At 35.4% G+C, this 12,419-nt stretch carries 9 protein-coding genes and 2 pseudogenes; 7 read left to right on the top strand and 4 right to left on the bottom strand.

The annotated features are described in order from the left end of the window. Positions 1-399, bottom strand: a pseudogene (locus tag PVV66_RS05835) (hemagglutinin repeat-containing protein); the annotation flags it as partial. A gap of 2 nt (positions 400-401) precedes the next feature. After that, positions 402-814: pseudogene (locus PVV66_RS05845) on the bottom strand (hypothetical protein). 1,019 nt (positions 815-1,833) lie between these two features. Here PVV66_RS05845 and PVV66_RS05850 point away from each other — a divergent pair. The 6 genes from PVV66_RS05850 to PVV66_RS05875 all read left to right on the top strand — a co-directional run bounded on the left by PVV66_RS05850 (position 1,834) and on the right by PVV66_RS05875 (position 9,989). Then, entirely contained in the window at positions 1,834-2,190 is a 357-nt protein-coding gene (locus PVV66_RS05850) for a hypothetical protein (RefSeq protein WP_273719003.1), read from the top strand. Between the two features lie 179 nt (positions 2,191-2,369). Then, on the top strand, positions 2,370-2,732 hold the full coding sequence (locus PVV66_RS05855) for a hypothetical protein (protein WP_273719002.1): 363 nt from the start codon (positions 2,370-2,372) through the stop codon (positions 2,730-2,732). Positions 2,733-2,943: 211 nt separating this feature from the next. Next, positions 2,944-3,306: a hypothetical protein gene (locus PVV66_RS05860; protein ID WP_273719001.1), complete on the top strand. Its 363-nt coding sequence runs from the start codon at positions 2,944-2,946 to the stop codon at positions 3,304-3,306. Between the two features lie 637 nt (positions 3,307-3,943). Beyond that, positions 3,944-5,341 (top strand): threonine synthase, encoded by a 1,398-nt coding sequence (gene thrC / locus PVV66_RS05865; RefSeq protein ID WP_273719000.1) that lies wholly within the window; start codon positions 3,944-3,946, stop codon positions 5,339-5,341. Between the two features lie 84 nt (positions 5,342-5,425). Next, a complete protein-coding gene (locus tag PVV66_RS05870; RefSeq protein WP_273718999.1) occupies positions 5,426-6,700 on the top strand; it encodes a pitrilysin family protein in 1,275 nt (424 codons plus the stop codon). A 403-nt stretch (positions 6,701-7,103) separates the two neighbouring features. Continuing rightward, positions 7,104-9,989: an EAL domain-containing protein gene (locus PVV66_RS05875; RefSeq protein ID WP_273718998.1), complete on the top strand. Its 2,886-nt coding sequence runs from the start codon at positions 7,104-7,106 to the stop codon at positions 9,987-9,989. A gap of 398 nt (positions 9,990-10,387) precedes the next feature. Here PVV66_RS05875 and PVV66_RS05880 read toward each other — a convergent pair whose 3' ends face one another. Continuing rightward, positions 10,388-10,972 (bottom strand): YqgE/AlgH family protein, encoded by a 585-nt coding sequence (locus PVV66_RS05880; RefSeq protein WP_273718997.1) that lies wholly within the window; start codon positions 10,970-10,972, stop codon positions 10,388-10,390. A 71-nt stretch (positions 10,973-11,043) separates the two neighbouring features. Between PVV66_RS05880 and PVV66_RS05885 the strand changes: the two genes are divergently transcribed. Beyond that, positions 11,044-11,922, top strand: a complete 879-nt coding sequence (locus PVV66_RS05885) for a protein-disulfide reductase DsbD domain-containing protein (RefSeq protein ID WP_273718996.1) — start codon at positions 11,044-11,046, stop codon at positions 11,920-11,922. Between the two features lie 28 nt (positions 11,923-11,950). On the opposite strand, the gene rnhA is transcribed toward PVV66_RS05885, so the two are convergent. After that, positions 11,951-12,418: a ribonuclease HI gene (rnhA, locus tag PVV66_RS05890; protein WP_273718995.1), complete on the bottom strand. Its 468-nt coding sequence runs from the start codon at positions 12,416-12,418 to the stop codon at positions 11,951-11,953. Position 12,419 lies beyond the last annotated feature (1 nt).

Here is a 12,419-nt window from a genome sequence, read left to right on the forward strand (position 1 = left end):
GGATTGTTCCACAACGCTGTGATAATCACTAGAGGTTTTATCCTTGTTAAAGGCAATATTGGTTGACGCCGCATCATCCTTTTTTCCACCATTAAAGCCAACAGAAACAGAGTTTTGCTTGCTGGAACTTTGTCCCGTATCACTGAGGCTGGTAATGGTGAAATCACCACCACCCCCCATCTCTACACGGTTTGCAGAAACCACGGCGCCTGCAAATGTAGTATTTCCCCCACTATTGGTATGAACAGTGCCCGTCCCTATAACATGGCTGTTCTTGTGTAGTACTTATTCACTGGAGCCCTTTCCTTTTCCAAAGGAAGCATTGCCCATCCACCCAGGACCACCCGCACCATAGGTGTAGCCAACATTCACGGAAGCACTTTGCGAATGATTTTGCGTTATTAAGGCTTGCATTCAGGTTGTTCTGGATGCTTTTTACAACATGGGCTGTTTAAGCGCCTCTTGACACTTCGCTGGGGAATGACAGCCCCAGGTTGGTAAATGGGAAGGTTTTCTTCTTTAAATGTATAACACCATCCTCCTGCTCTCGAAAGTTCCTCATTTTTATAGCGAAATCCTGATTGAATCATGCAAGCATAAATTGTCGCTTTTGCATTAATGCTTACCTTTCTGTTTTCTGAATCCTCATCATAAGGAGTTGGCATGCCACATTCTACAAGGCTTTTCCTACTTCTGTAAAATCTGCTCTTGGCTTCTCCCACATGTATATGTATCCTGGAGAAGGCTTAAAAAAATTACACCCAGCTATAATAAACAAGACTATCACACTCAATAGTTTTAAGATGTATTTCATTTCTTGCCCCCTGATTTAATTGAATTAATTTGTATACGGTGAGATGAGCCATAGAACGATGTACACACATCACTTGCATGACCATAACAAGCATGAACAGTAAGCAGTGTTTTTTATTCAATTTTTAGAGATTTCCACGCATATAGAAATCCTTTTTGCTTTTTTGGTCATTTTTAGGTGATTTTGCAGTAGTAAGATTCACTTTTACTTCATTTTTTCAAAGGGTCTTCAAAGCCGATTTTTTTGACTTTTACAGACTTTTTAAAATCTTCAAAGAATTTTCAAAGACCTTTCAAAGCCTTTTCTCATTTTTACCGTCAAATTCCGATTTTTGCCATTTTTGACTTTTTTTTACAATTTAAACTGTCAAAATCCATTTTGACAAAACGTGTATTTAATGGTAAAAATTGTATATAAAAACAATAAACTATCACGTCTTCCTATCGTAATCCCATTGAGTATAAAACCTACTGTCAAATTATAATAGATAAAATTCCAGTAATGCCCTTCATATTCATTATTGAGAATCTCTTCCTATACATTATAGTTTTCATGTTTTTTATTATAAACTAAATAATAAACATTGTTTTTATAGTTTTAATCCGTAAAAAGTTTAATCAATGTTATTATCTCCAAATGTATTAAAAAATAATATTAAGCTCATTTCATAAAAATGATGCAATCATCACATATTATTTTATATATGATACATAAAAAATATTACATAATATGTTTTAAAAGATTCCAATAAAATATATTTATAAGTTATTATAATTATAAAAATATACATTAACACATCAATAAATGATTTAAAAATCTTTTTTGTAATTATTACTGTTACTTTTTTACAATAATTTTTATAAAAAATTACATCTATATTTATAATATGTATTTTTAATATTGACTAAAAACACATAATGAAATATGCATTTTATTTGTAAAGTAAATTATATACACATATTGTATATTTGTAGTATGTTTACTTACATATATAATTTAAAAATATTTGAGGTAAAGTTATGGTGAAAATATTTAAAAATTATGTCTTAAGTGTTTTTATAGCGAGCACTTTTTTTCTTTCACAAACTGTAAATGTTAATGCAAACTATTTGGGAAATAATGCTCCAAAAGAGGAATTTTCTGTTCCTCTAATGGAACAAGTAAAGAATGCGAAATCTGATGCAGTTTCTACCACTGCTTTCTATGTTCCATCTGTAAATTATCAAACAGAAAATGGGGCAACCTTTGAAGGAAAAGTTGAAAAGGTCGTTGAGCCTATGACTATAGGAGTGGGACTATTGTTTGCTGGATATGCAATGAGTTTTATAGGATCCATAATAAGTTGGATAAAGGACATAGTGTTGATGTTCAAATAATTCAATGCAGTGTATAACGCTAGAATAGTAGCTTCATTATGTATTATTGATTTCTTATAATTCATTACATAATGAAGCTCATATTACTACAAAATATAAATGATGTAGATTAAATCCAAATATCCAAAGTATAAATTTACGCATATATATTGAGTAGTATAAAGTATTTGAGGTAAATTATGATTAAATTGTTTAAAAATCATATATTAAGTATTTTAATTATGTCTGCATTTTCTCTTTCTCAGGTTGTAAGTGTGCATGCAAATTATTTGCAAAATAGTGCTCATCGTGAAAATACTTTTGTTTCTGCAATAGAACAGAAAAAAAAGGATGCAGTCCATCTCGTTTCTCTCTATACACAAAATCTAAATCATGGTGTTGGAAATGAAACTACCATTGAAGGAAAATTTGAAAAGATCGTTGAACCTCTTACACTTGGAACTTTTGGGATTGGGGTAGCCATTGGATATGCATCAAGTATGGTAGGCATGTTTTTAGGATGGATAATAGGCAAAATAATATCGCATTTTAAATCTCGTTAAAATTAAAATTTCATCAGAATAAGATCTTCTCGTATAAGACATCATACTATGAATATATTCTCTGCTCATCCATAGTTGATGACAAAAAACGAATGAATTATCACATTAAAAATGAAAAAAGCTTTAAATGCTTCTGTTTCCCTCAATGTGCACTAATTCTGCCGATGCATCTATTCAATTCAAATTAAAGTAAAAGTATTGGTGATAAATTATGATTAAAGGATTGAAAACTTACGTATTAAATATTTTTATAGCGGTTGCTTTTTTACTTTCGCAAATTATAAATGTTCATGCTAATCAGTTCAAAAATGATGCTCAATGGGAAACTGTTTCTCTCATAGAACAAGGAAAGAAAAGAGCTGTCAATATGGCTGCTCTTTATGTACCAAGTTTCACTCATGGTGCCAAAAATGAATCTGCCATTGAAGGAAAAGTTGAGAAAGTGTTTGAACCGATTACTCTAGGTTTTTTTTCTACAGTAGGCGCTTTGGGTTTTGGATTCTTGACCGGATCTGTTATGGCCATATTTAGCGGGATAATCGGATGGGCAATCGGAAAAATTAGAGGCAAATAATTCAAAGATACTCAATTATTTTTTCTATTTAAAATAGGAATATTTTACAGCCTGCTTTACATCATTTGGCAGGCTTTTTTATGCTTTCTATGAATAAGCTTTAGATTACCATACTGTATAGCACAAATGTAATACTTATTCGTATATAAAATGATAAATTAAGTTAAACAAAGATTATTAAAAATATACATCTGCGCACGAAATGCCATAAAATTACCTTATAAATTTTCCACTGTGAATCTCAAGATGTATCATTTCAACATTTATTGTAGTAGATTTAATTGTTACACAGTATAAGAGCATAAAATAGCTCTGGATAATTGAGTTTTACAAAAGAGTTCTTCAATAAATACTTATTCTATCTATTTGATTTTATTATTCAGGAAGATACATAAGTAAAGATTAAGCTGTAAGTTTAAGTGAATGAATAATAGAGAGAAAATTTTCGACTGTAACAGGTTTTCTGTGTACATTTGACGTTTATATCTCAAAAATAATAATGTTTAAGACTATTTCTTTCATTATTGATTCAAAAAAAAGAAAATAAGCTTCTATCCATTTAATAATTTAAATATTATGAAAAACATGAAATAAATAACTTCATCAATTTGCCAGAAATAAAAAAAGGATAAAACTTATGAAATATATCAGCACGAGAGGCGTATCTCCTGCTTTAAGCTTTACAGAAACGATCATGACAGGGCTGGCAAATGATGGTGGACTTTATCTTCCAGATAAATTTCCGCAATTATCATTTGATGCGTTACGCGCACTTCGTGGTCAGTCTTATACAACAATTGCTAAAACACTTCTGTGGCCCTTTGTGAATAACGAGATCGAGTATACAGCTTTTGAAAATATGGTTACTGAATCTTATGCAACCTTCCACCATCCAGCAGTCTGTCCATTACGACAAACTGGAACAGATGAATTTATTCTTGAACTCTTTCATGGGCCTACTTTAGCTTTTAAAGATGTGGCAATGCAGTTTCTTTCTCGACTGATGGATTATGTTTTAACTAAAAAAAATAGATGTGCAACGATTATTGCTGCAACATCGGGTGACACAGGGGGAGCTGCAATACAAGCTTTTGCTGGGAAAAAACACTCAGATATTTTTATTTTATTTCCTAAAGGACGTGTATCACCTGTTCAACAACGGCAAATGACAACCAATCAAAGTACAAATGTTCATGCCATTGCCATTGAAGGAAATTTTGATGATTGCCAGGCTCTTGTCAAAGCAATGTTTAATGATCATCATTTTCGTAAGAAAAGAGCCCTTTCAGGTGTTAATTCTATAAATTGGGCGCGTATTATGGCGCAAATTGTTTACTATTTTTCATCTGCACTTTCTTTAGGTGCGCCTGATAGAGCAGTTTCATTTACTGTTCCTACTGGAAATTTCGGTGATATTTTTGCAGCTTATGTCGCTGCTCGTATGGGTTTACCCATTGCTCAACTGGTTATTGCAACAAACGATAATGACATCCTTGCACGTACATTAACCAGTGGCACTTACGAAACACAACCAATCGTCCATACAACTTCACCTTCTATGGATATTCAAGTCTCTTCTAATTTTGAACGTTTACTCTTTGAAAGTAGCAATCGTGATCCAATGTGGATTCGCAATGCAATGGAAAACTTGAAAAAAACGGGATCTTTCACTCTTGATGAAAAGCAACTCAAAAATATTCGTTCCCTCTTTTCCGCTGGAAAAAGTAACATGGCTGAAACAGCACAAACAATTGATCGTGTCTATAAAGAAAGTGGCTATCTTGTTGATCCACATACAGCCGTCGCCCTTAAAGTAGCGCGCGAAAATAAAAAACCACATATTCCAATGATCGTTCTTGCCACAGCTCATCCTGCTAAATTTCCTGATACGATTAAAAATGCTTGCGGTCTTCATGCCCCATGGCCATCTCATCTCAATGATATCATGGAAGGTGAAGAACACTTCATAAGTCTTGCTAATGATGAAAAAATAGTAAAAGATTATATTTCTTTAAAATCGCGTGCATCTTATTAAAGTTAGCTGCATTAATTTAAATCAAGGATATTCTAATACCCTTTAAGATGAGGTATTTAGCTTGTTTAATGGAGTTGTAAATACATGGATGTAGATGTCTGTCGCCTTAGTAATGGTTTGACTATCGCCACACATACAATGCAACAGATTGATAGTGTCGCACTCGGAATATGGGTTAAAGTGGGCTCACGCAATGAAACCTTCACACAGCATGGTATTGCCCATCTGCTTGAACATATGGCTTTTAAAGGAACCGAAAACCGTACCGCTTTTCAAATTGCAACTGATATTGAAGATGTTGGCGGTGAAATCAATGCCACAACCAGTATTGAAACAACAGCTTACTTTGCACGTGTTCTTAAAAGCGATATCCCACTTGCTATCGACATTTTAGCCGATATTTTAATGCATTCAAAATTTGACGAAGCTGAACTAGAACGAGAAAAACAAGTCATTTTTCAGGAAATTGGTGCCGCCCATGACACGCCTGATGATATTGTTTTTGATCACTTTACAGAAACAGCCTTTCGTCATCAATCCCTTGGTCGCTCTATTTTAGGAACAGCTAAAACTATTCAATCATTTACATCTGCCGATCTTCATGATTTCATCAATAAACAATATAGTGCAGATCGTATGATCGTTGTTGCAGCAGGAGCTGTAAAACACGAAAGCTTTCTAAAAGAAGTTGAAAGTCGTCTTGGTACTTTTCGCTCCCATTCAACCGCCTCTCTTACTAATCTTGCAAATTATGTTGGCGGCGACTTTCGTGAATATCGCGATTTAATGGATACACAAGTTGTTCTAGGGTTTGAAGGGCGTGCTTATCACGCCCGTGATTTTTATGCGAGCCAAATTCTTTCAATCATTCTTGGTGGCGGGATGTCCTCACGTCTTTTTCAAGAAATAAGAGAAAAACGTGGATTATGCTATTCTATTTATGCTTTTCATTGGGGATTTTCTGATACTGGACTTTTTGGTGTTCATGCAGCTACTGGACAAGAAGGGCTCAAAGAACTTCTGCCTGTGATTCTTGATGAACTTTGCAAGGCAAGCAAAAATATTCACGCCAATGAACTCCAACGAGCACAAACGCAATATCGTGCTAATCTCACAATGTCACAGGAAAACCCTTCTAGTCAAGCACATCTCATTGCTCGCCAAATACTTCTTTACGGTCGCCCCATTCCAATATCGGAAACAATTGAACGCCTCAATCTTATCACCCCTACAAGGTTAACAAATTTAGCGCATCGTCTTTTTACAAGCTCCACGCCAACACTCACTGCTGTTGGACCGGTAGGCCCCCTCATGAATTTTGATGATTTAACGTCAACTCTTTCATATAAGCTAAAGTAAAGAAATGCTTTTTAAAAAGAAGCATCACAATGAACATGAATATATTTTATCATAAAATTTACCACAAAAATTCTTCTCATTAAATAAGTTTTGGAAATATTAGGCAAAGAGGCGTACAAAACTATCCAATTCCTCCTTCATGTGATAGAGATTCTAATGTGTAAAGCTGTATCCGTGAAATTTAAAAATTCATGATATAATTTTGCCCTTTTAAAATATAAAATTCCATCCGTTTCAAGTTTCATTGAAGCAAATGGGTATATGGTCTATTTATATATAAAATCATATAACTTAAGAGGAAGTGATCACAATTTATTCTGTAAATAAGTTATAAAAGGTGAACGCTTTTTCTCAAAAATCTAAATGGAAATTAAGCATCCTAAAATATTGAGAGTGGGACATTGTGAAGAGTTTGCGTAAAATAATTAACATCATTTTCATTATCATCGTTAGTTTTTTTGTCCATCTTACATCAGCACACGCTATTGAGCCCGTTAAGATTTCTTCTCAGGATGCTGCACTTGATCTCTCAAAAGCAATTGAAATTCATCATACAAATAACTCTATTTTTCAAACAAGTACAGCGCCAGGACCAGATGGTATTGTATGGCGTATTGAAGTGCAGGCAAAAAGTGAAAAATTCTCGGGAAACTGGGCGGTTTTTTCTCTCGCAAATCCAACAGATGAGCAAGTCGATCGTCTCATCGTTGCACCCCATTACCGCATGACGCATTCTGGATTTTTTTGGCCAGACCTTGGATCAGAACGGATTCAATCTATAACACCAAGTGAAGGTTTTTCTCTCGATCGTCAACCTAGTACAAACTCTGATATCTTTCATATTACTCTCAATCCCGGTGCTGTTGTTACATTTGTGGCCGAACTTAACTCTGAAAATCTACCACAAATCTATTTATGGCAACCTGAAGCTTATAAGGATGCCATTAATTCTTATACGCTTTATCATGGTATTCTTCTTGGAATATCAGGTCTCTTAGCACTTTTGTTAACCGTTCTCTTCGTTGTCCGTGGGACAGGGCTGTTTCCTGCAACAGCTGCTGTCGCTTGGGCCGTGCTTTTTTATATTGGTATTGACTTCAACTTTTTAAATAAATTCTTTGCAGTTACACTCACAACACAACCAATCTGGCGTGCGGGTACAGAAGTAGCACTTGCCGCAACACTCTTCATTTTCCTTTTTACCTACCTCAATCTTAATCGCTGGCATTATCATTTTAGTTATGGTGCTATCGTTTGGATTATTGCCTTTTGCAGTTTAGGAGCCTTTGCTATTTATGATCCAATCAGAGCAGCGGGAATTGCCCGTCTATCATTTGGCCTTACCGCTGTGCTGGGTATACTATTCATCATCTATTTTTCAATCCGAAGTTATGACCGCGCCATTATGCTTATCCCAACATGGTTGCTTATTAGCTTTTGGTGTGTGGGGGCCTATGCCTGCATAGCAGGACATTTAAACAATGATATTATCCAGCCAGCATTAGCGGGAGGATTAGTGCTCATTGTTCTTCTCATTAGCTTTACTGTCCTGCAACAAACTTTTTCTAATGACGCTTTCCATGAAGGAATATTTTCTGACCTTGAACAACAAGTCCTCGCAGCAAAAGGAGCTGGAAATATTATTTGGGATTGGAATATTGAGCGTGACCGTATTGTTGTTCATCCAAACATGAAAACCCTTTTTGGTACTGAAATACACAACCTCAATGGGACTATGCGCAACTGGATTTCAGCCTTGCACTACGATGATCGAGAACGCTTTCAAGCCGTGTTGGATATCATTCTTAAAAATAAAAAAGGGCGTATTGATCAAATTTTTCGGCTTTCTTCCGGTGGTGGTTATTATCATTGGTTTTCTCTTCGTGCACGTCCAGCTATGCAAAAAGATGGGAAAATCACACGTGTCATTGGAACTATTGTCAATATTACTAACCATAAAAAATCTGAAGAACGCTTATTGCATGATGCAATCCATGACAGCTTAACTGGCCTTCCTAACCAACAAATTTTCTTTGATAGACTACAAAATTATACCTCTTTGGCGAAAGCAAATATTAAAATTAGACCGACCGTCTTTATGATTGATTTTGACAATTTTCGCCAAATTAATCGCAAATTAGGTATAGCCGTTGGGGATACTGTACTCCTTATAATCGCCCGTCGTTTAAATCGTCTTATTAACTTTCAAGATACCTTGTCGCGCCTTTCAGCAGACCGTTTTGCAATCATTTTACTCAGTGAAACTGAACCACAAAAAATTGCAGCATTTGCGGATCATTTGCACAAAACAATTTCAGCACCTATTTCACTTTCGGAAAATAAAATAATTCTTTCAACGTCTATCGGATTAGTTACATGGAGTGAAAGCCGATCAACAGCTAAAGATATTTTTAATGATAGTGAATTAGCAATGATTCGTGCAAAACAAATGGGAGGAAATCATATTGAACCTTTTCGTCCTAATTTTCGCACTCTAGGTCTCGAACAGAATATTCTGGAAAAAGATATTCATTATGCTATAAAGCGTCATGAGATGAAAATTCTCTACCATCCTATTCTTAATTTATCAGACGGACATATTATTGGTTTTGAAACCATTGTGGAATGGCATCATCCAACTTATGGAAAATTAAATGTCTCTGATTTCATAAAAATCGTAGAAAATGAACAAATCGTTATGGATTTGTCACAATTTATCATCGACAATGCCATTATCGATCTCATGAATGTAGAAGAAAAATTTCCCCAGCAGTCTTTCTTTATTTCAATTAATTTACCAAGCGCAGAAATGATTCATCCTCGTTTTATCAGTCAACTGCGTGCCGCTCTGCTTCGCCATCCGCTCCACAAAGGGCGCTTGATGATTGAAATATCGGAATTTGTCTTAAGAAACAATCCTGAACAATCAGCGCACTTTCTCGAACAAATTAAAACACTTGGAATGAATCTTGCACTCGATAATTTCGGAACAGGTTATTCGTCACTGACCTATCTCGTCCGTTATCCATTTGATATGGTTAAACTTGATCGTTCACTTATCTCAATCGACTCTCTCAAAAAGAAACTTGTTCTCAAGTCTATCATTAATATGGCAACAGATCTTAACTTGCAAATTATCGCAGAAGGTGTTGAAAATGAAAAAGAAGCAATCTTCCTCCGTCAAGAAGGCTGTAAATATGTTCAAAGCACACTTGTGACGAAACCACTTGCCATAGAAGAATTAATCACTCTCGTTCAAAGCCATTTCCCTTATAAGCCAAAATACTGATTTATAATGATAATTTAGCGTTATTCAACTTGAAATAAAACTCTGAATATTATAAGATTTGCTTATTTCAAAATCTCTTTCATGTTGAATCAATTAAAACCTTTCGCTTGCACGTCACAAGTAGGGAGAGCGCAACTGGAGAAAAAACGATTAAAAAAGGGGTAAAAATGCCTCTTATAAAAAGTCTTTAGTGCCAAGAGCTGTCGCAACATTGGAGGCTAAAAAATATAAAGATGGTTGCCCGGCTTGTTACTTTACAAGCGTAAAGATAGGAGCTCAATGGATTTGCTGCAATACCACTCACAAGCCGCCGTCGCGAAATAGGCTTAAACGTACTGAGGGATGTTTCTTTAAAATAAAAACATAAGGGATAGAATAACGTGTAAAGTTAAAAAGCTCTATGCGTGTCCCATTTCAGAAGCAAGATAAGTTGGATCAATCCCCATGCGTGTTAAACTTTTATCATATTTGCAACTTAAATCACTTTCAAAAAGAAAACTAGGTGATGTAGAACTGATTAACCAACCATTTGTAGAAATTTCCGCCTCAAGTTGCCCCGCTTTCCATCCAGCATAACCTAATGCTACCAGTGCATGTTGCGGGCCTTGTTCACAACTGATTGCTTTTAATATATCAATTGTCGCAGTAAAACAGACCTTATCAGCAATAAAAACAGTTTCTTCACAAGCATAATCATCTGAATGAAGGACAAAACCGCGCGAAGGATCAACAGGACCACCATAGCGAACTGGAAACTGTTTTATTGGTTCAGAAAGATGTTTTTTTTGTCTACTGTCTATGACTCCAAGGTGAAGCAAAAGCTCTGGAAAATCAATATGATGCAATTGATTGAGAATAATGCCCATCGCACCAGAATCAGAATGCGCGCAAATATAAATAACAGAACGAATAAAGCGTTTGTCATTCATCCCAGGCATTGCTATGAGTAATTGTCCACCCAAAAAGCCATTACATTGCTTCATTAATCTGTTATTCTCCATAATTTACATGATAAAAGTTCGTCCATTTAGTACACTAGGAAAATAAAACTCCAATGAGAAAAAGTAACATATTTACAAATTTACAAAATATCGCAACTTTCTTTTATAAAAAGCTTGTCGTTACTTTAAGCTTAACACTCATAGTTTTAGAATTACTTAATATTCCTGTAAATGCTCAAACAGAACAAAAACTCCAGCTTTTCTCAACCTCTTGGTATGAAACAGAGGGTGGCCGTATCCGATTAGCAATCACGGAACCTTCTCTTTCTGGAATGAGAGAAGGCTTTATTGAAATTGTGCTTAAACCAGGCTGGAAAACGTACTGGCGTAATCCAGGTAATTCAGGAATGGCACCCTTTTTTAATTTCAACCAACAGATTTCATATGAAATCTTTTATCCTATTCCACAGCTTTTTGAAACAGAAAATGATTGGTCATTAGGCTATAAAGATAAAGTGATATTGCCTTTTAAATTATCTTCTTCAAACAAAAATTTAAGTGGTGCTTTCACTCTTGGATTATGCCATAAAATCTGCCTTCCATTGACTGTTAACTTTGATTTTTTACCATCTGCTCTTAAAAACAAATATCTTCCTGCTTCCTTGTTAAAAAACGCCCAAGATTCTCTGCCACGCATGACGCAAAATGCCCTAAAAATAAGCGCCGAAAAAAATAATAACACCCTCCTTATAAAAATACAAAATAACAACAAAAGCACGCCTTGCTCTCTCTTTTTAGATGGAGGAGAAATGCAAATTGGAGCAGCAAAAAAAATCAATGATAATGCAGAATATACACTCTTTAGCGCTCCACTCTATTTCGTACCAGAGGAAAAAAAACAAAAAATTTTTTATACAGTTTCTTTTAAAGATCACGCCTTAAGTGGAACATTTATAGTCCATACACAATCACCCCCTCTTGCTATCCCATGATAAAAGAGAAAAGATTCTCAAACAGCAATTATGTTGGGAAACGTCCATTTTCGCGATATTGTGCAATTGCTTTGCGCGCAAGGGCATCAGCTCGTTCATTCTCTGGATGTCCCGCATGCCCTTTTACCCAGTGCCATCTGACTGTATGACAAGAACAAGCAGTCTCAAGAGCTTGCCATAACTCCATATTTTTCACAGGACTTTTTGATGCAGTGCGCCAATTATTCTTTTTCCAATCTTCAATCCACTTAGATATACCGTTACGCACATAAACTGAGTCTGTATAAAGATCGACCAAACAGGACTCTTTAAGTGCCTTTAATGCAAAAATTGCCGCCATGAGTTCCATTTGATTGTTTGTTGTATGAGCATTACCGCCATAAAGCTCACGTTCATGACCATTCCAGCGTAAAATTGCTCCCCAACCTCCAACTCCAGGGTTTCCTGAGCAAGCACCATCTGTATAAATTTCAACGACTTTTTGTTGTCTTGCCATA

Origin of the sequence: Bartonella sp. AU16XJBT (genome assembly GCF_028618665.1) — a bacterium.
GTDB lineage: Bacteria > Pseudomonadota > Alphaproteobacteria > Rhizobiales > Rhizobiaceae > Bartonella.

Coding starts and splice junctions, on each gene's coding strand:
- PVV66_RS05850 (WP_273719003.1), top strand. CDS start 1,834: ATGGTGAAAATATTTAAAAATTATGTCTTAAGTGTTTTTATAGCGAGC.
- PVV66_RS05855 (WP_273719002.1), top strand. CDS start 2,370: ATGATTAAATTGTTTAAAAATCATATATTAAGTATTTTAATTATGTCT.
- PVV66_RS05860 (WP_273719001.1), top strand. CDS start 2,944: ATGATTAAAGGATTGAAAACTTACGTATTAAATATTTTTATAGCGGTT.
- thrC (WP_273719000.1), top strand. CDS start 3,944: ATGAAATATATCAGCACGAGAGGCGTATCTCCTGCTTTAAGCTTTACA.
- PVV66_RS05870 (WP_273718999.1), top strand. CDS start 5,426: ATGGATGTAGATGTCTGTCGCCTTAGTAATGGTTTGACTATCGCCACA.
- PVV66_RS05880 (WP_273718997.1), bottom strand. CDS start 10,972: ATGAAGCAATGTAATGGCTTTTTGGGTGGACAATTACTCATAGCAATG.
- PVV66_RS05885 (WP_273718996.1), top strand. CDS start 11,044: ATGAGAAAAAGTAACATATTTACAAATTTACAAAATATCGCAACTTTC.
- rnhA (WP_273718995.1), bottom strand. CDS start 12,418: ATGGCAAGACAACAAAAAGTCGTTGAAATTTATACAGATGGTGCTTGC.